The organism is Martinezella tropici (genome assembly GCF_008370325.1).
Classification (GTDB): domain Bacteria; phylum Pseudomonadota; class Alphaproteobacteria; order Rhizobiales; family Rhizobiaceae; genus Rhizobium; species Rhizobium tropici_B.
Genome location: NZ_VNIP01000004.1, coordinates 167,594 through 185,947, shown reverse-complemented (window position 1 = coordinate 185,947; position 18,354 = coordinate 167,594). Strand labels below are relative to the sequence as shown.

The window sequence follows — 18,354 nt, the reverse complement described above, 5'->3', positions numbered from 1 at the left end:
GCCGAGCCCTAAAAGGAAGCAGTGATGAACGAGACCAAGCCATTGAGGATCGGCATCCTTGTCGCGCGCGGACGTGCGCTCGAGAATTGGGAGCTGATGATCCTGGACCGAATCCTGGCGGAACCCTCCCTGGAGCTCGCGGCGGTCTTCCCGCATCCCGATCCGTTCGAAGATGGCACGACGTCGAAGCTGTTATCCTGGGGCGCGCGGCTGGAGGCCGGCACTCTTGCACGCCAACCGGCCTACTTGCCCAAATATTTCCATAGCCACCGCCATTTTATCGATTGCTACGATGCCGACGGCGACAAGGGATGCGCCGCCGAGACCATCACCGGGGAGATGCTGCGCCGTCTGAAGCTTGACCTTGTCATCCGCACGACCCCGAAAGGGATGGCGGACGAGGCGATCGCCGCCTTGCCTTTCGGAGAATGGGCTTTCAATTTCTCCGACCAGCGATCCGCCGAAGCGGATTGGTTCGGATATGCGGAGGTTCTGGCACGCGCTCCGACCGCGGAAATCGCTCTCTATGCAAGATGCGGCGGCAAGGCCGACAAGCGGGAGATTGCAAGGGCGGCATTCAACATCAAGCCCAGCGCGGCGAGATTGAGCGCCTTCGTGCGGGAGCGAAGCGTGACGCTTCTGATGCGAGAGTTGGCACGGCTTGCCGACACCAGACAGTTCGATCCGCCCGCATTCGTCGAGGCCGCCGACACGCACGCGCCGTCGTACGGCGACCTCGTTCGCTACGGTTGCATTGTCGCAGGCTCGGTCTCCGCCAAGGCATTCAGATCGATCAAGGCGAGGCTCCATGCCGATTCCGCTGTGTGGACCCTCTATACGGGGCACGGTCAGATCGATGACTTCGATCCGAGCGAGGCGGTCGAGATCCCTCCTTCCGACAATAGCATCAAGGCCGATCCGTTTCTCTTCCAGCACGAAGGCAAATGCTATCTGTTCTACGAGGCCTACGCGCGCGGCGACCGGAAGGCGCATATCGCGGTCGGCCGCTTTGACGGCGATGCCCTGACACAGGTCGGGGTCGCGCTGGAGCGCCCCTATCATCTTTCCTATCCGTTCATATTCCGTGACGGCGATCAGATCTTCATGATACCGGAAACGCATCAGGCGCGGCGCCTCGAGATCTGGCGGTGCTCCCAGTTCCCGTTGAAATGGGAGCTGCATGCCACGGCCTTCGAAGGCCAATCGCCCGCCGACAGCATTCTTATCCGTCACGGCGGCAAATGGTGGCTGTTCACCAACCTGTCGGATTTTCATGCTTACGAAGATCATTGCAGCGAGCTCTATCTGTTCGAGGTCGATGGGCCGGCGCTTACGGGCATCAAGCCACACAAGCGAAATCCCGTCGTGATCGGTAGCACGGAAGCGCGCGGCGCCGGCCGCATCTTCGAACATGACGGCAGGCTCCTGCGGCCCTCGCAGCACAATGCGCACGGCATCTATGGTTATGGGCTCAACATCATGGAGATCGAGACGCTGACGCTCGACGACTATCGCGAGCGCCGCATCCGCACCATAACGCCCAGCTTCAAGGCCGGACTGCACGGTTGCCATCATTTCGATGCGACTGGCGGCCGCTACATTCTCGATGCCAGGCTGACCATCTGACCTGTGCCCTCGTTGCGATAGCGCAAGCGAAGCCGGCGTCCTCCAGTCGAGGCAACAATCGCACCAGCAAAGTTGATCGGCGTCGCAAGCTCCAGAACGATCCAGTTTTCCGGGGCGTCGGGCTCTCCTTCCAGTCGTTCCAATCGCGGTTCAGCCGAGCCGTCGACGGTGACGTCGAAGCTATCCAGCGGTAAAGACAGCCCGGCGCCATGCGCCTTGATGAAGGCCTCCTTGCGCGTCCAGCAGCGATAGAAACCATCCAGATAACATTCCGCCGGCAAAGACCGAAGTGTCTCATATTCCTTGCGTGAGAAGAACCGCTTCGCGACGTCCTCCTTCAAAAACCGGATTTCCTCGATGTCGACGCCAAGCTCGTAACGATCGGACACGGCAAGGACGGCCAGGTCGGCGCTATGGCTGAGATTGAAGTGAATCGGGAGAATGCCGCAAGCCGACACGGAAGGCTTTCCGTGGTCGCCATAGGTGAAGTGGATCGCTTGCGGTGGAAGGCCGAGATAACGCCCCAGTATAAGCCGCATCCCGCTTCTTGCCGCAACGAAGCGAAGCCTATGACGGTCATGAATGAAGCTATCTGCCCGCGCGCGTTCGTCAAAGGACAGCAATGTCGTGGACGCGCCAAGATCGGTCGGCGGCGCGTCCAGGCTCCAGCTCCAGACATCGATGACGTCGGGACCGATACTCTCCATGCTAGATCGTTGCATAGAAAAGATTGGAGGGTATGGATTTGGCCTGTCGCGACATGCGCCGGGCCATGTGGGCAACCAGCGCCACGGGGTAGTTCTCCCCGAGACTGATGCGGCAGCTGCGCTTCAGAATATCCAGCGTCTGCGCGCAGAGCTCCGGCGTGTACTCGATTTTCCGATCCGTCCAATGAAACGGATTCATCGCCGGATGACCGGTGCGCTGCTGCAGGATCGGTTGCCAGTTGGTGTAGACATGGCGGCTGGAATCGAAGAGCCGATAGACGCCGCGCTTATTTTCCTCGGCAAATCTCTTTGCTTCTTCCGAGGTCTCGAAGATGACGTGAAGCCCCGCCGCATTGCCGACATCGTTATGCGGCCCCACCATCAGCCGCGTGTTCTTGCCAAAGATTTCGCTCATCACGTCATAACGCTCGCGCATGCGGGCAATCATCGGATCGAGCTTCTTCAGCTGCACGTTAAGCATCGCCCCCTGGATCTGGCTCGCCTTGAAATTCACGCCCAGCATGGGCGGCTCGTTGGCATTGTCGAGATGGCCGCGAAACATGGAGCCGATGTCGTGATACATGCGGGCGCGCGCGAACAGCCGCGCATCGTTGGTGGCGACCGCGCCGCCCTCGCCGCAATTTATGTTCTTGAACTGATTGAAGCTGAACGCCCCGAAATCGCCGATCGCGCCGACCCGCTTGGTCTTGTAGCGCAGTCCGACGGCCTGGCAGGCATCTTCGATCACGACGAGATTATTCTCGCGGGCTATGCGCATGATGCTGTCCATGTCGCAGACCATGTTCGACATATGGACGGGAATGATTGCCCTCGTTTGCGGCGTGATCTTGCGCTGGATATCCTGCGGATCCATGGTGAGCGTATGGTCGACATCGACCAGAACGGGCACGGCGCCGGCTGCCAGGGGCGCAGCAGCGGTTGCGATCCAGGTATAGGCCGGCACCAGCACTTCATCACCTGGCCCGACGCCAGCGGCCACCAGGGCCGAAATCAGGGCTCCGGTGCCGCTGCTTGTCGTAAGCGCATGCCGCACGCCGAACTTGGTACAGAAATCGGCCTCGAACCGCCCCAACGGGCCGCCGGTCTCGTCGCTGTATCGTGCCAGCTTTCCAGAAGCAAACACCGGCGCGAGCGCCAACCATTCCCGTAACCCAACCTTGGCCATAGTTTTCGCTCCCCAGGAAACGCGGCATTTGCAGGAGAGCCTAGCGTGTGATCGGCCCATTTTCAGCATGGCTTTCCGACTGAAAAAGAACATCGCAATCGATCAAAACACCTATCCGAAATCGGTAGATGTCATCCCCGCCTATGCCAATCGAACAATTATCCGAGCGCTCGCGATACTGGTAAAAATGGGAAAAGCGGATGGAAAACGACCATGATGAGCCGCGACTTGAGCTCTATGCCACATGGCATTGAAATATATGCAGATATCGCCATTATCGGCGGCGGGCCGGCAGGCATCGCGATCGCGCGCGAACTTGCCGATACGCAAATCCGCGTCCTCGTCATCGAAAGCGGCGGCCACGACTACGAGGCCGAGGTTCAGGCTTTGAACGCCGTCGAAAATATTGGGCAGCCGTTCGCTTCGGCAAAGGGCACGCCCGAGGGGCGAGGCTATAATGGCAGCCTGGCGTGGCTGAACGATATTCCGGCATTCGAGCTGCGAAATCGCATGCTTGGCGGCAGCAGCCATACATGGATCGGCAAATGTGCCGCCTTCGATGACATCGACTTCACCAGCCGGCCCTGGCTGTCGCTGTCCGGCTGGCCGATCGAGCGTCGCGAACTGTTGCCGGCCGTTGACCGTGCCGGGGAGCTGCTCAATCTCGGGCCTAATCTTTATGATGAAAACCTGTTTGACCTGTTGCACTCGCGCCCAGATGATCTCGGTCTGGACACGCAGCTGCTGCGGCCCTTCTTCTGGCAGTTCAGTCATATGCGCCATGCGCGCGCGGAGCCGACGCGTTTCAATCGCCTTGCCCTCGACATCAGGGCAACGAATATAGATTTTCTGATGCATGCCACGGTGGTCCAGATCAATCTCGACAGCCCAGGCCGGCGAGTGACCTCCTTGGATCTCAAAAGCCCGAGCGGCCGGAGCGCGAGCGTGCGCGCGGATACGGTCATTCTTTGCGGCGGCGGTGTCGAGAATGCGCGCCTCCTGCTTGCATCGAATTCCGCCCAGCCCGCGGGCATAGGCAACGCGCACGGCGTCGTGGGGCGCTATCTCTGTGATCATCCCCGTACGTCGCTCTGCCGCTTCACAGGGCGCGATATTGACGCCATTGCGCGGCATTTCAATTTCTACGGCCTTGGCCATGGCGGGCGGACGCATTTCTATCTCAGGGGCCTGTCTCTGAGCCCGGAAATGCAGGCGCGCGAAGGCCTCACCAATTGCGCGGCCTATCCCGTGCAGGTTCATGCCGACGACGATCCCTGGGCGGCACTCAAGCGTTTGACGAAGGGAGCGGGCAAGACATTCAAGCGCGATCTGCTGGCCGTCGCGAAATCGACTGATATGATCGCCTCAGGTCTGTATAATCGCTTTATCCGTAAGCGTGGACTTCCGCATCGTTCGACCGAATTGCGGTTCGACGTCATGGTGGAACAGCAGCTCGATTCCGAAAGCCGCATCACGCTTGCGGACCAGTGCGATCCTTTCGGCCAGCCCCTGGCGCGCGTCGACTGGAAGATCGGCTCGCGCGAAATAGACAGCGTCAAACGGCTTGCACTGACAATCTCGAATGAGTTTACTCGCGTCGGTCTGCCGAAACCGCGGCTGCCGGATTGGATCGTTGCGGATGACAATGCCGGCGCCCAATTCATGGACATGGCACATCCGTCTTGCACGACCCGTATGGGAACCGATCCGCGAACGAGCGTCGTCGACATCAACGCCATGGTTCATGGCATCGACGGCCTGTTCGTTGCCGGCAGTTCCGTGTTTCCGACGCCCGGACAGGCCAATCCGACATTGATGCTGCTTGCCTTGGCGATCCGGCTCGCCGACCACCTCAAGCAGAGGCACGCGGCCGCGCAAGCGCGCAAGCCGCGTGTCAACGAGCTGGATCTCTCCCTCCTTCAAGGCTACCCAAGCCGGAAATAAAAACCCGCGCTTTCGCTGCGTCCGAGTTCGGGATGCGTGTCGATTGCATGCGACAGCGAGGGAATGGACCAGCGATCGACCTGCCTGTATCCGAGCCTTGTGACATCCGCGATGAATTCAGCCTCGTTGCGCATGTGGTAGGGGACGTACGATCCGCCGATCCGTTCAAGCGTGACGACGGTGCTGTCTTTTCGGAGCGCGACTTTATTGAGGATCAGGTGATGCGGCCGAGAGGACATTTTCATCAGGAGGCCGGAGAGCGGCATATCGAGATATTGCATGAGCCCCGATCCGAGGAACAGCGGCATCTCGCCCGCATCCTCGATCCGCTCGACAAAGCCGAGACCGGTCAGGCCCTCCTTTTGAGCAAGATCCTGTCCGGCCTGAACGATGGCGGGTAGATCATAGACGACCCAGCGAAATGAGCTTTCCAGCGGCAGCAACGGGCGAAAGGCGCGATATTTCGTTCCCATATGCCCGCCTGCATCGATGAGGCCGTCGATCTCGGGCAGCAGGCTGCGAATCCAGAACAGCACCGGATAATCCCACGGCGTCACTTGGCACATCTTGGCAAAGGCGACGCTTGCGATCTCCTTGTGATCGTAGCCGGCCAATCTCCGCCTGCCGGCGGCTGCCATGGCCGCGTCGTAGGAACCATAGGCGCCGGTAAATCGTCGCGGAAAGGGGGAAAGGTAGTTCAGCCGTCCTCTTACGAGCCTGAGGGGCGAAAATCCCTGAGCGGCAGTTTGCTTCGCTCCCCTGAAGACCGTGCGCGCATGGTTCGACCACGATGAACTGGACCACAACGACGTTGCCATCATTTCCCTCCTTGTCCGTGCGAGCCGGTCGCCGCCATTATCGCCTGACCGGTAGAATAGAGGCCGCGCCCCCAAACATCTTTTCCAAGGCGAACAGCGTGCAGGCATAGATCGCGCTGCCCGCGGCCACCTGCAGCAGCACGGTCAAGATACGCCGCATGCTGAGCGTCTCGGCAAAATAGCCGAGCGCATAGACCGCCGCCGCCATCAGGACGATCGCGACCACGACATAGCCGCTCTTGCGCAAGACCTTTCCCCAACCAAGGCCCCCATAATTCTTCTGCAGATGCACCGAGGTCAAAAAAGAGATCAGCGATGCGGCGCATTGGCCCCATGCCGCTGCCGTGACGCCGAAGGGCGCCAAAAGCAGAATGAGCGAGACGGAAACCAATGCGTTGAGCAGCAAGGTCGCGGGCATGCGCCTGATATTGCCTGACAAGGACAGCAGAGCCTCGGTCACATAGCCGGGCGTCAGCAGGACCTGCTTCATGGAGAGGATTGCCACCAGAACGGCGGCAGGCGCCCATTTGTCACCGAGCACGATCTCGATCAGATTGGACGAAATCAGCGAGAGGCCGAGATAGATCGGCGTGGAAATTGCCATGAGAACCATCATGAAAACCGTCGCGGCGGCCCCGGCGTCACGAACAGGCCTTCCGTCCGAACTCATCACCATCGCCGACCGGCGAAACAGCGTCCAGGCAAGCATCCGCGCCGGCTCGCCGATGAGCTCGGAAAATGCCGCAATGATGCGCTCCGCCACACGATAGTAGCCTGCCTCCGCAAGCCCGAGAAAGCTGCCGATCGCCAATGTTCCGGAATAGGAGCGCAGAAAGACGATCAGCCGGTTCGACAGAATGTGGCGCGAGAATTCGAGAATCTCGCGCGCAAGCGGCCAGGTCAAATATAGTCTGGGAAACCAGCCGAGCACGACCGCGGAAGCGCCAAGGCAGACCAGCTGCGACATGAGCCGGCCGGCCACGAGCGAAAATACGTTCCACCCCAGCCACAGTCCCAGCATGGTGCAGCAAAGCCCGGCTATCTCGCTCGCCATCCGGATGACGGCCTGCCGGCGCAGGAGACCTCGGGCAACCAGCAGCCCGTCATAGACGGCATAAAGCGCCGACGGCAAGAACCAGCAGCTGAAGAGAGCCAAAAGCGCCGCTTCGTGCGGCCGCCGAAAGACGAGCCATGCAATGGCCGCCGCCGCCAGGCCGACGATCGTTACGAGCATGCCGGCAACAATCGAAATCGTGCCGATCTGGTCGAGCTCCCGCGCGCTGCACTCGGCCTTCATGACGAACTCGCCCCATCCGCCCTCCGCAACCACGACCAGCATGATCACGATGGCGGAGCTGAAGGCATAAAGGCCGAATTCCGCCGATTCCAGCACGCGAGCGGCAACGAGGAATATGAGGAGCTGGACGACTTGCGCGACGATTTTCGAAACGAGGGTCGATGCTCCATCGCCGACCGCCGACGGCAGGCGGGAGCGGAGCCAGTGCCGCAGGCCAGTCCAGCCAACGTTCTTCCGGCCAAGCGAGAAATTGTCCATCAGCGCACCATCTCAGCGGCTGGATATGGCGCGAAACTCGTTTTCACGCCAGTTGATGGAGAAATTTTCGCGAAATATAGCAAGCAGTTGCACAGTCTCACCCAGTTTTGCACAAGATAAAATGTGTAGTGTTCCCATTCAGGACATGATTCCGTGCGATGAAGCGCTGCCTGCAAGCGGGGAAAGCCAGAACTATACGATCTTATTTCACAAAGACTTCTGCCCTGCCCTTCAGGGTCGGATCGAAATTCTCGGCAATAGAAGAGGAGCTTGCCGGCAAACGTCATGAAACACCACGCAGAGCCCCTTATGAAAGACGAGAACCATGATCGCATCGCCTCAGGACAGCTGGGCAGATCGAGACAGAAATACCTCCTTCGGTGGATGCTGGTACTCTTCTGTGTCGTCGTATGGGTTGCTGTAGCAGCGTTCTTCATTTGGTGAGACGTTCTTTTTCATTCCGCGCGAGCAGGACGACACCGGCGGTTTTGACGAGAATGGCGAAGTCGGTACGCATTGAACGGCTGTGGAAATAGTCCACATCGAATTGAACGCGCTCTTCATAGGTGGTGTCGGCGCGGCGACTGACCTGCCAAAGGCCGGTGATGCCCGGTCGCAGGCCCAGATAGCAATAGAGATCGGATCCGTAGCGCTCGAGCTCCGAGGCGACGACGGGGCGAGGCCCAACCATGCTCATGTCGCCACGCTGGACATTCAACAACTGCGGCAATTCGTCGGCACTGCTTATGCGCAGATATTTTCCGAACCAATGAACGCGCGGATCGCTCGTCAGCTTCTGCGTCGACAGCCATTCCAGCCTTCGCTTCTCGTCGCGGGCAAGCAGCTCCGCCAGCTGCCGGTCGGCATCCTTGCGCATCGTGCGGAACTTCAGGCATTCGAACGGCCGACCGTCGCGGCCGATGCGCGTGTGGCGATAGATGATGGGCCGGCCGTCGACCAGGAGCAATATGATCGCGATCGCGAGCAGCGCCGGCGCCAGAAACAGCAATGCCGCTCCGGAAAGAAGAATGTCGGCAATGCGTTTGGAGCGGCCCTGCCGTTCCGCCCGCTTCACGTCGCGGCGAGCTCTCTCGCCGTGGGCAACGCCGTCAACAGTCGATAACATGGCTCGGACCCCTCACCACTCGTATGCTTCGTTCAGAGGCTGCCAGCTGCCCTCGTCATTGACAATTGACCCTGCGGGCATTGGGCTAGTCCCATTGGCGTAGGGGGAGAACGCACATCTAACCACAAGCGTCAGCTCGTCTCATCGATCAGCCGGCCCGCGGCCGGAATGTCAGTGTCCACGGCAATCCCTGGGCGCATCCTGACCGCATTTGCGCGCTTCAGGACCCCATCGTATAACGTCAGCAGCGCCTCGAGCCACGAAGCCGGCGTGTGGGCTAGGTCGCCCGACCGGCGGATGCAATTCACACTCATCAAACGGAGTAGCATATCGTCGCTGGCGAGCCTGCGAATGCCGCTTGCGAGCGTCTCCACCTTGCCGCTCTGAAAGGTAAGGCCACAGCCGAGCGCTGCAAGTTCTTCGCCCAAAAGTGCCGCGTCGGGTAGAATGACGGGTATGCCGCTTGTCACAGCCTCGAGTGCCGCCAGGCCAAATGGTTCGGGCACCCGCGACGAAACGACGACCGCGCGCGCCTCCTCGAGGAGGACGCGCATCTCGTCCTTGGATTTCCAGCCATGAATGACGACCTCCGGAAAATCCTTTTCCAGGCGCGCCCGGCCAGCGCCATCACCTATGATGTGCAATTTGACGCCGGCGAGCCTTGCCGCGATCGCCGCGTCTTCGAATCCCTTTTCCGGCTCAAGCCGGCCGACGAAGAAGAAATCGCGCTTTTTCCATGGATCCGCCGGACGCGCGAGGAAGGGTTCGACCGGATTGCGGATTGTTTCTATGTTGCTCGTCTGTACTTGCCCGCGCACGAAATATTCATGCATGCGCTGATGGACGACCACGATATTGGCGGCAACCTGCCGGACGGGATAATAATGCTCCCGCACCAGATGGCGCGCGGATCGCCAGATCTTCTCGTGATAGCCGCGCTTGTCGCAGTTTGTCGTCAGACATGCCATCGACATCGGCGCCAGAGGGCAGACCTGGTTTTTGCGGTAGTTGGCGAACCCTCCATTCGGACAGGAGAGAAAATAGTCGTGGGCATGCAGGACGACGCGCTCACGGACAGGCCACAGGGCGCGAAAGATCGAAGGCGACAGGATCTTCGACCAGCCATGGACGTGATAGATGGTGCCTTCGGTGTCGACGCGCGAAATAAGATCCTTCAGCGAGGCATGGGCTTGGCGGCTGTAAAGACCGCTGGCGAACGCGCTGAGACGCGTCTGCTGCATCAATGGCTGCGCCGCCAGATTGATGGTTTCGGGTGCCGGCGGATCGGAGCCGGCGGCATCGCCGGCGAAATAGGTTACCGCAACCCCCGCGTTCTGCAGCAAATTGGCCGAAAGAACCGCAAGATTGGATGCTCCGCCCACCCGGACGGAGCGATCGTTAATGACGACGACGCGATCGAGGCCGGACGGGCGCGTCACCGGACTATTCCAATGCTTCGATATTTTGTGGCGCCAGCCTGCCCTTAAGCAGATCGCGAAATGCGATGACGTTGCCCTTTAGCCGTCCCTTGCGATCGACCCAAGGTTCGGGCCGCCAGACCTTGATGAGATTGGCGGCAAGATTGCGGCCGATCTGCGCTGCCGCCTGCGGCACGCTCATGGTCCGCTTGCGCATGAGATAAAGCGGGTTGGCGATCTGCGAATAGCCGAGACGGACGCCGCCCGCCCGGCCGCCTTTCGTGCCGAGATGAACACCTTCCAGCTGTTTAGCGCTGACAACCTGGCCATAATGGGCAACCAGCCTGCTGAAATCGACATCCTCAAGCCAGCCATAGAAAGGCAGGTTCTCGTCGAAGCGCAAAGCTGCGGCCCTAACGATCGACATGCGGATTGCCATGTTGCAGCCATAGGCATTGTAGATCGGCCGAATTTGCATGGCTGGCTCGGATCGCCGCGGGCGCTTGCCATCGACCAAGCGCAAGCCATCGCGAACGGAGATACCGGGGCCGGTTATTCCGTCCGCCAGGACCTTGCCGCTGCACATTGCAACGTCAGGCTGGAGCTGGAACAGCCGTTCGGCCTCCTCGACATAGGTCGAGGTCATCAGAAAATCGTCGTCAAGGAAAACAACGACGTCGGCATCCCGCACATTGTCGAGGATCCTGTTGCGCTGGCGGCAAAGGCCGCGTTCCGAGATCAGAACCTGGACGGGAATGTCGAGATTTCGAAGGCAGCTTGGATCGATATCCTCCGGCGAGGACAGGCAGACAACGATCTCGTCCGGCTTGCGCGTCTGATTGGCGATATGCGGAAGGATGGACGACAGGATATCGCGGCGGCCCGAGCTTGCGATGCCGATAGCGATCTTCAAGGGACGGCTCGTCGCGTGACCCGTGAGGCGCCTTGCGGACGCGCGCACCTGGCGCCCCTCCAGCCTGCGGCGCCAGAGGCGTTTCGGCTGGCGATGGCGCGTCTCATGGCTACGGTTGGCAATGATGCCGAGGATATTGATCGCCGACGTGCCGAAGCTTGCAAGCGCATCCGACAATCGTTCGACGGTCATCTTGTTCGTCTGGCCGACGACCACGACGATACCTTCGAGATAGCTGCAGATGACGCGGGTATCGGCGGAATCCTCGAAAGCCGACATATCGACGATGACGACCTTGTATTGCCGCCGCAGCAGGTCGATCTCGGTCTTCAGTGCCGGCAGATGCCCATAGCGCTGGGAGGCGGCGACGGATTTTTCGGTCTCGTCGACGGTGACGACCGGAACGCCGCCATGACCCTGCACGATTCCCGCCTCGGGCTCGTGATCGGCCTTCGCGACGAGCAGGCCACCCTCCTGGGCAACAGCATAGCGGCGCGGCACGTCGTTAATGCTCAGCGCCTCCATGCCGAATTCCATGCCGGCCTCGGTCACGACGCAGCTCAGTCTGGCATTGAGGAAGTCGGCATCGATCAACACGACGGATGCGCCTTCATGCTGGTAGAGCTGGGCGAGATTGGTGGCGATCGTGGTCTTGCCTTCGCCGGTACCGACCGAGGTGATGCCGACCACCATCGGCGCGTTCGGCGGGAAAGCGGAGTCGATCGAATGCTTGACGCCGCGCAGCGCCTCGGAAAATTGCGAATAGGGCGTATCGAGCACGGATCTGAGCGGCAGCATCGTTCGTCGCCAGGTGGCATTCGTCGCCACCATGCTCCCGGGCAGGAACGACGGGCTCATATAGACGGGAACATGGCCCAGTGAGGTGATCCCCAGTTCGCGCCGCAGTTTCTCGCTGGAGCTGACGCGTCGGTCCAGGCCATCGCGCAAAAGTGCCGCCATGACGCCAGCAGCAAGACCAAGCATGGCGGTAAAGGGCAATACGAAGGAGGATTTCGGCCAGGTCTTCGAAAGCGGCACCGATGCAGCCGTCACGATGCGAACATTGCCAAGCGGAAAGGATTCCTTCTGCAGCGCGCCGATCAGCTGCTGCAATATGCTTTCATACATCCGGCGATAGGTGGTGGCCCGGCTTTCCATCTCCGACAGCTCCACCCGGGCCAAATTCTTGTCGGTGCCGGCATCCTTCAATGAGGTCAACTCGTCGCTCAGAAGCCTTTCACGGGTCTTGGCGACATCCAGATTTGCCCTGTAGACCGCCTGGATGCGCTCGAACTCCTTGCGCATGTCACCCTTTACCCGATCGATTTCCTGCTGGGCGGCGGCGATGGCGGGATTGTCGGCATCATATCGGCTTTTCAGATTGTTGAGCTTGGTCGTTGCTGCTCCGAGATCTTCCTGCAGTTTCTGTATGCGTGAGTTGTTCATCGTCTCGTCGACATTTCCCTCGATCTTGCTGCCCACCATGAGCTGGTTGAGGGTCTCGAGCTTGGCCGATTCGGCCGCGGTCTGCGCGCTGGCTGCAACGGCCTGACTGCTGATCTCGGACAATTGCTGCTGATCGAGGGACGAGGAGGTACTGATCTCCATGATGCCGTTCTTGGCGCGAAACTCCTCCACGCTCATGGATGCTTCGCGCGCCTGCCTGCCGACTTCGATCAGGCGCGTCTCCAGCCATCTGGCGCCGCTCTGCGCGGCGGAAGCGCGTTCAGACAGGCCGGTGCTGATATAGGCTTCCGCGATGGCATTTGCCGCCCGCGCCGCCTTTTTGGGATCGACCGAGCTGTACCCGATCTCGAGAATATAGGATTGGCCGACGCGATTGACGGAAACGCGAGAAAGGAATGATGCCATGGTCCTGCGCATCACGTCGTCGTTACTGGCCTCGGTCTTCGCGCTTTCGTCATCGCGCCTGAAATAACTGACGATTGCGCGCATCTTGTCGCGCAGAGCCGCCTGCCATGAGATGCCGCCTATGATTTCGGGATCTTCGGTGAGGTTGAGTTTCTGGACGACGGCGCGTGCGGTCGCCTCCGATTTGACGATCTCGACCTGGCTTGCGATTTCAGCCGCCTCGATGATGACCGTGCCGGTGAATGCATCCTGCGAGACGATGCGCCCCTGGTCCGGATCCATGACGAGGCGCGTGGTCGCCAGATAGATCGGTTTGGTTGTGGCCATGTAGAAGACGCCGATGCCAACGCCGGCAGCGGTGAACAGGGCAAAAAGCAGCCAGTGGCGCTGGACGAAACGCCAGACGTCGCGAAACGAAATATATTCACCGTCCCCCATGCTGTTGCTGTCCGACGGCGTGCTGCGCAAGCCTTTGCCGATCTCGTGAACTGCCATGATTATCGCCCCCTTGGCTCACTCATCCTTATTGGGATTGACCGGCATCAGCCGACGAGAGCGCCGCGCCGTCCAGGCTTCCGGAAATGTTGTAGCGCACATCGAGAACATCTCCCGGCTGCAGCTCGGTCGCCTCCGACGCCTTGATGGCGGCGGCCTCGTCGCCGTTTCGGGTGATCCAGTATTCAAGCTGCTGGAGATCGAGCGCCTTCATGCTCTGAGTGCGCGAAAGCGAGGCGCCGGAAATCTGCAGCAGCTGCAGGGTCGTGTTTCGCTTGAGTTTCGTATCCTCGATTTGCGTCTCGGCGATCTGGAGCTGTTGTCCGGCGTCCGTCTTGCGCTGGCCCGTCAGATTGAGTGCATCGCGCTCGGTCTCGCTCAGCTTCTGCTTTGCTTGCATCGATGCAACGACGAGATCCAGCTTGCCGGCCTGCATTTCGGCAACGATCCGTTCCAGCGAGGTCTTGCGAGACGTCGTCAGGATCTTGGTATCGACCAGCTTGGAAATATCGCTCAATTCATCCTGTGCGATCTTTACCTGCTCGTCCTGCGACGACATCTTCTCATCGAGAATGTTGATTTCATTGCGCAGCAGGACTTCCAGATCCGCGGCGGCGGCAAGTTGCTGGCGCAAGGCCTCGGCCCGTGCATTGAACAGATCGAGCTCGCTCGTCATGATCTGCCAGACCGTCGACCCTTGCGGGGCGGCCTTGATCTCCGGCGGAAATGTGATTGCCGGCTGATCGTTGAGTTCCGCCAACAGGCGCGCACGCCGGGCTCCGAGCTGCTTCAGCTGCAGCTCCATGCGACTGATTTCCCCCGCATAGCTGATCTGCTGCGCCTCGGAGTAATCCCCCGCCTGGGTTGAGCGGCGCTCGCGCCCCCCGGCCATGGCGATCGCCTGCCTGACGGTCAGGCCCGGCCTGAATTCCAGCTCGCTTCGCTTCTCCACCGCGCCCGACACGTAAACCACCGGATATTTGACGACCTCGACCGAAGCCGTGGGCGCCACCGCCAAGCCGGTGATCTGCTTCAGCCTTTCACCGATATCGGCGCTGATGTCGTCGACCGTCTTGTCGCCGACCTGCATCCGCCCGATCATCGGAATCGAGATCGAGCCGGATTGCGACACGACATATTCGCCGTTCAGCGCCGTCCATTCCTTATATTCGCCGGTCGCGGCGATCCATTCGACGATGGCGACCTTGATCCGGGCCTGAGGCCCGACATGGTAGACCTCGCTGGCTGCCGCAGCATGGGTGATGTCGAACACGCCCGCGCCGGAAAGCATCAATGCCAGCAGCCATGGCGCCATGCGCCGAGGCGGCCTGGAGATGGAATGGTAAGGCAAAGCTGAAACTCTAAACATGAGCCGAAATCTCGCTTTCGTGTCGTTTGCACCGTCGGACAGCCGACGCGCCCTCTTCGTAATCTTAGCAACGAGATCAGCAGCTGAACGCATAGCGTGTAAATCCCCTACCGAAGCAACAGGGCTTATCATTTCTGACAGGGAGGAAGACGTTCCTACAGTCCCTTAGTCGGGTGGATATATCCTTGTGTGCAGGCTTCGATCCCCGGCTAAATCTTTTGGTTACTCCCTTCGGCCATTTGGATGCCGTGGTGAACCGATGTGGGCGCTGTCGCAAAAGTTGCCGTCTGACAATGTTGTTTCGACCCATGGAGGGAAGAGCAATGCGCGTAGCGATCGTCCATTACTGGCTTGTGTCGATGCGGGGTGGAGAGAAAGTCGTCGAGGCGCTCTGCGACATGTATCCGGACGCCGACATCTTCACCCTCGTCTACGATGAAAGCCGCGTCTCGGAGAAGATCCGCAAACATAAGATCGTCACATCGTTCCTGCAGCGGATCCCGGGAGCGGTCAGAGGCTATCAATCGCTTCTGCCGCTCATGCCCTTCGCGTTGGAGAGTTTCGATCTCTCGGCATATGATCTGATCATCTCCAGTGAATCGGGTCCTGCCAAGGGCATCATTCCGCCGCCGCAGGCAACGCATATCTGCTATTGCCATTCGCCCATGCGCTATCTCTGGGATCACTATCATTTCTACCGATCCCATGCGGGGCTCGCATCACGGCTGATGCTGCCGATGCTCGCGCCACTTTTGCGTTCCTGGGACGTCAATACCAGCCTGCGCGTCGATCGTTTCGTCGCCAACTCGCATCATGTCTGCGATCGCATCAGCAAATATTACCGGCGCCCCGCGACCGTGGTCTATCCACCGGTCAGTGTCGATGACTTCGCGCCGGCAGCATCGATTGAGGACTTCTATCTCTGCGCCGGCCAGCTGGTTCCCTATAAGCGGATCGATCTCGCCGTGGAGGCGTTCACCCGGATGAACCGCAAGCTGGTGGTGATCGGCGAAGGCAAGCAGATGGATCAACTGAAGCGCATTGCCGGTCCCTCCGTCACCTTCCTGGGCCGAACCTCGTTTGCAGTGCTGAAGGAGAAGCTGGCGCGGTGCCGCGCCTTGATCTTTCCCGGCGAAGAAGATTTCGGCATCGTTCCGGTCGAAGCCATGGCCAGCGGAAGACCGGTCATCGCCTATGGAAGCGGCGGAGCGCTGGAGACGGTCGTGCCGGGCGTGAGCGGCGTTCTCTTCAACACGCAGTCTGCAGATGCGCTGATCGAGGCCGTGCTCGATTTCGAGACCATGCAGCATCGCTTTCGCCCTGAAGCGCTGCGGGCACACGCGGAACAATTCAGCCTGCACAAGTTCACGACGGGCATGCGAGCGATCATCAACGAGGAACTGATGATCCGCAAAGCCATCAGACTTCGCAATCCCCAGGTCATCGCAGCGGTTCAACGCGGACTTGAAGCACAATTGCCTGCCCTTGCGGCAAAGCCGCACAGCACGACGCTGCAATAGACCACGCAGAACCATTACCTGTGATCGCCGCCGGGATAGGCACTTTCCCGCCGCGCCAGTTTTTCCGCCTGCTCACTTCCCTATCGTGCTCGTCAACCGGAGCTATGCACTCCTCGTACTGCGCGTCCGAAACCGTCGGTTAACCATCTCAAACCTACCCTTCGCACCGACGCTTCCGAATGAACTGATTCCATGTCCGGCTCCGGCAAGACAGGGCAAGGCAAAAAGGATCCGACGATGACCGACGATGCAGCCGAGATGACGCTCTCATCCGAAATCCAGGCCTTGGAGAGCCATTACTGCGAATACCCCGGCTGCCTGAAGCGGGGCAGCCTCGGCTACGATGTCGGCGATGGAGAAAGCCAGTATTTCTGCCATGGGCACAGATGGAGAGATTATCGCCGCGGCGGAGCACGGCGATGGTTCTTCGATGAAGAGGCGACGGGAATCGAAGCCATCATGGTCGAGCCGCGAAGCCTTGCTTCGTAAGGGCGCGGGTCGCATGAAGCACCCCGGGCGGTGATCTTCCAATGGCAAGCCCGCCCTGGGATATCAGGTGGTAGCGGCCCCTCCCCAGATCGCTCGGATCGCGTCACATTTCGCATCTCGCTTTAATTTTTCGGCGGCGCCACGCTTTCCCGCAGGATCAGCTTGCTGCGGATGGTGACACGCAGATCCCTCTCCTTCTCCACCTGTCCGATGGCATCAAGCAGGCGGGCGACGGCGGCCTGACCCATTTCCTCGAACGGCTGCTCGATCGTCGAGAGCGGTGGGAAACAGAATTCGCAGACCGGCGCACCATCGAAAGAAATCACCGACAAATCGTCGGGAATGCGCAGCCCCGTTCGCTTAATGCGGCTTATGAATGAGATCGCCATGTCGTCGCTGGTGGCGATCACCGCCGTCGGCCGGTCCTTCAGCAGTGCAAAATCGGCGGCAGCCTGAACGCCGATCTCGAAGCCCTGCTGATAATCGAGATTGCCTCCGGATCGCGACAACGCTTCCTTCGAAATCCCGGCATTGCGCAAGGCTTCCAGCGCACCGGCATATCGCTCGACATCGTGATAATTGTCCTGCGGACCGGCGATGTAGAAAAAGCGCCTGTGACCCATTCTGATCAGCTCTGCCGCCGCGTCCCGGACCGCCTCGCGATCGTTGGTCACGATGCTCGACACACCGGCGTCGCTCATGTCGAGCAGCATGGAGACGATCGGCAGGCCCGCATTGGCAAGAGACCGGCCATCGACCTCCGGCAGCTTCGATGACAGGATGATGGCGCCGCGAATGGTGCCACCAAAGGCGAGATTGAGAATATGCCTTTCGGATTCCGTGTCGCGGCCAAGATTGGCAATCATCAGATTATAGCCATTCCGCAGCAAGGCCTTGTTGATGCTCTGCAGGACCTGCGGGATGACCTGGGAGACGCCATAATAGTAGATCGACCCGGGAAGGATGATCATGATCGTGTTCGATTTGCCGACCCTCAGGCCGCGAGCCATGGCGTTCGGCGTATAGCCGAGCTGCTTGGCGGCCGCATCGATCTTGGCGCGCGTCTTCTCGTTGACACGTCCTGGATTGGCAAGAGCCCGGCTTACCGTGGAGATCGCGACCCCTGCGAGCCTCGCGACATCGGCCATCAACGGCCCGGATTGCTCCTCAACGGGCATATCCTTGTTATCTCTCACTTTTTTGTTTCCTTCCCGGTGCCTCACGCAGCGGATGCTATGGCAATTTCTTCCACTTAGCAAACGTTTGCCAAAAATCGCTTGCATATGGGAACGACTTGTCTATCATCAAGTGATGGC

Annotated in this window: 13 protein-coding genes; 4 read left to right on the top strand and 9 right to left on the bottom strand. The window is 60.0% G+C overall.

Annotation, left to right across the window (positions count from 1 at the left end; all coding sequences use genetic code 11):
* Nucleotides 1–24: 24 nt before the first annotated feature.
* Complete coding sequence (locus FP026_RS06635; RefSeq protein WP_149633835.1) at nt 25–1,626, top strand: glucosamine inositolphosphorylceramide transferase family protein; 1,602 nt, start codon at nt 25–27, stop codon at nt 1,624–1,626.
* Here FP026_RS06635 and FP026_RS06630 read toward each other — a convergent pair.
* Both FP026_RS06630 and FP026_RS06625 read right to left on the bottom strand, forming a co-directional pair.
* Complete coding sequence (locus FP026_RS06630) at nt 1,596–2,333, bottom strand: 4'-phosphopantetheinyl transferase family protein (RefSeq protein WP_149633834.1); 738 nt, start codon at nt 2,331–2,333, stop codon at nt 1,596–1,598. The two genes, FP026_RS06635 and FP026_RS06630, sit on opposite strands and share 31 nt — an antisense overlap.
* 1 nt (nt 2,334) lies before the next feature.
* Nucleotides 2,335–3,519, bottom strand: a complete 1,185-nt coding sequence (locus FP026_RS06625; protein WP_149633833.1) for a DegT/DnrJ/EryC1/StrS family aminotransferase — start codon at nt 3,517–3,519, stop codon at nt 2,335–2,337.
* Between the two features lie 213 nt (nt 3,520–3,732).
* Here FP026_RS06625 and FP026_RS06620 point away from each other — a divergent pair, with 213 nt between their 5' ends.
* The gene (locus FP026_RS06620) at nt 3,733–5,463 is read left to right on the top strand and encodes a GMC oxidoreductase (protein ID WP_149633832.1); all 1,731 of its coding nucleotides are present in this window, start codon (nt 3,733–3,735) and stop codon (nt 5,461–5,463) included.
* On the opposite strand, the gene FP026_RS06615 is transcribed toward FP026_RS06620, so the two are convergent.
* From FP026_RS06615 to FP026_RS06585, 6 genes are all read right to left on the bottom strand, one after another.
* Entirely contained in the window at nt 5,445–6,281 is an 837-nt protein-coding gene (locus tag FP026_RS06615; RefSeq protein WP_149633831.1) for a methyltransferase, TIGR04325 family, read from the bottom strand. The genes FP026_RS06620 and FP026_RS06615 overlap by 19 nt on opposite strands.
* A gap of 37 nt (nt 6,282–6,318) precedes the next feature.
* A complete protein-coding gene (locus tag FP026_RS06610) occupies nt 6,319–7,836 on the bottom strand; it encodes an oligosaccharide flippase family protein (RefSeq protein WP_149633830.1) in 1,518 nt (505 codons plus the stop codon).
* 433 nt (nt 7,837–8,269) lie between these two features.
* Entirely contained in the window at nt 8,270–8,962 is a 693-nt protein-coding gene (locus tag FP026_RS06605) for a sugar transferase (RefSeq protein ID WP_149633829.1), read from the bottom strand.
* A 131-nt stretch (nt 8,963–9,093) separates the two neighbouring features.
* A complete protein-coding gene (locus tag FP026_RS06600; protein ID WP_149633828.1) occupies nt 9,094–10,401 on the bottom strand; it encodes a glycosyltransferase family 4 protein in 1,308 nt (435 codons plus the stop codon).
* Nucleotides 10,402–10,405: 4 nt separating this feature from the next.
* Entirely contained in the window at nt 10,406–13,660 is a 3,255-nt protein-coding gene (locus FP026_RS06590) for a GNVR domain-containing protein (protein ID WP_246665270.1), read from the bottom strand.
* A 28-nt stretch (nt 13,661–13,688) separates the two neighbouring features.
* Nucleotides 13,689–15,029: a polysaccharide biosynthesis/export family protein gene (locus FP026_RS06585; RefSeq protein ID WP_149633827.1), complete on the bottom strand. Its 1,341-nt coding sequence runs from the start codon at nt 15,027–15,029 to the stop codon at nt 13,689–13,691.
* A gap of 323 nt (nt 15,030–15,352) precedes the next feature.
* On the opposite strand from FP026_RS06585, the gene FP026_RS06580 reads away from it, so the two are divergent.
* Nucleotides 15,353–16,549, top strand: coding sequence for a glycosyltransferase (locus FP026_RS06580; protein ID WP_149633826.1), 1,197 nt, complete (start codon nt 15,353–15,355; stop codon nt 16,547–16,549).
* A gap of 237 nt (nt 16,550–16,786) precedes the next feature.
* Nucleotides 16,787–17,038 (top strand): hypothetical protein, encoded by a 252-nt coding sequence (locus tag FP026_RS06575; protein ID WP_149633825.1) that lies wholly within the window; start codon nt 16,787–16,789, stop codon nt 17,036–17,038.
* Between the two features lie 122 nt (nt 17,039–17,160).
* Here the strand turns inward: FP026_RS06575 and FP026_RS06570 are convergent, their stop codons facing one another.
* Nucleotides 17,161–18,234, bottom strand: coding sequence for a LacI family DNA-binding transcriptional regulator (locus FP026_RS06570; RefSeq protein WP_149633824.1), 1,074 nt, complete (start codon nt 18,232–18,234; stop codon nt 17,161–17,163).
* Between the last annotated feature and the right edge of the window lie 120 nt (nt 18,235–18,354).

Coding starts and splice junctions, on each gene's coding strand:
- FP026_RS06635 (WP_149633835.1), top strand. CDS start 25: ATGAACGAGACCAAGCCATTGAGGATCGGCATCCTTGTCGCGCGCGGA.
- FP026_RS06630 (WP_149633834.1), bottom strand. CDS start 2,333: ATGGAGAGTATCGGTCCCGACGTCATCGATGTCTGGAGCTGGAGCCTG.
- FP026_RS06625 (WP_149633833.1), bottom strand. CDS start 3,519: ATGGCCAAGGTTGGGTTACGGGAATGGTTGGCGCTCGCGCCGGTGTTT.
- FP026_RS06620 (WP_149633832.1), top strand. CDS start 3,733: ATGATGAGCCGCGACTTGAGCTCTATGCCACATGGCATTGAAATATAT.
- FP026_RS06615 (WP_149633831.1), bottom strand. CDS start 6,281: ATGGCAACGTCGTTGTGGTCCAGTTCATCGTGGTCGAACCATGCGCGC.
- FP026_RS06610 (WP_149633830.1), bottom strand. CDS start 7,836: ATGGACAATTTCTCGCTTGGCCGGAAGAACGTTGGCTGGACTGGCCTG.
- FP026_RS06605 (WP_149633829.1), bottom strand. CDS start 8,962: ATGTTATCGACTGTTGACGGCGTTGCCCACGGCGAGAGAGCTCGCCGC.
- FP026_RS06590 (WP_246665270.1), bottom strand. CDS start 13,660: ATGGCAGTTCACGAGATCGGCAAAGGCTTGCGCAGCACGCCGTCGGAC.
- FP026_RS06585 (WP_149633827.1), bottom strand. CDS start 15,029: ATGTTTAGAGTTTCAGCTTTGCCTTACCATTCCATCTCCAGGCCGCCT.
- FP026_RS06580 (WP_149633826.1), top strand. CDS start 15,353: ATGCGCGTAGCGATCGTCCATTACTGGCTTGTGTCGATGCGGGGTGGA.
- FP026_RS06575 (WP_149633825.1), top strand. CDS start 16,787: ATGACCGACGATGCAGCCGAGATGACGCTCTCATCCGAAATCCAGGCC.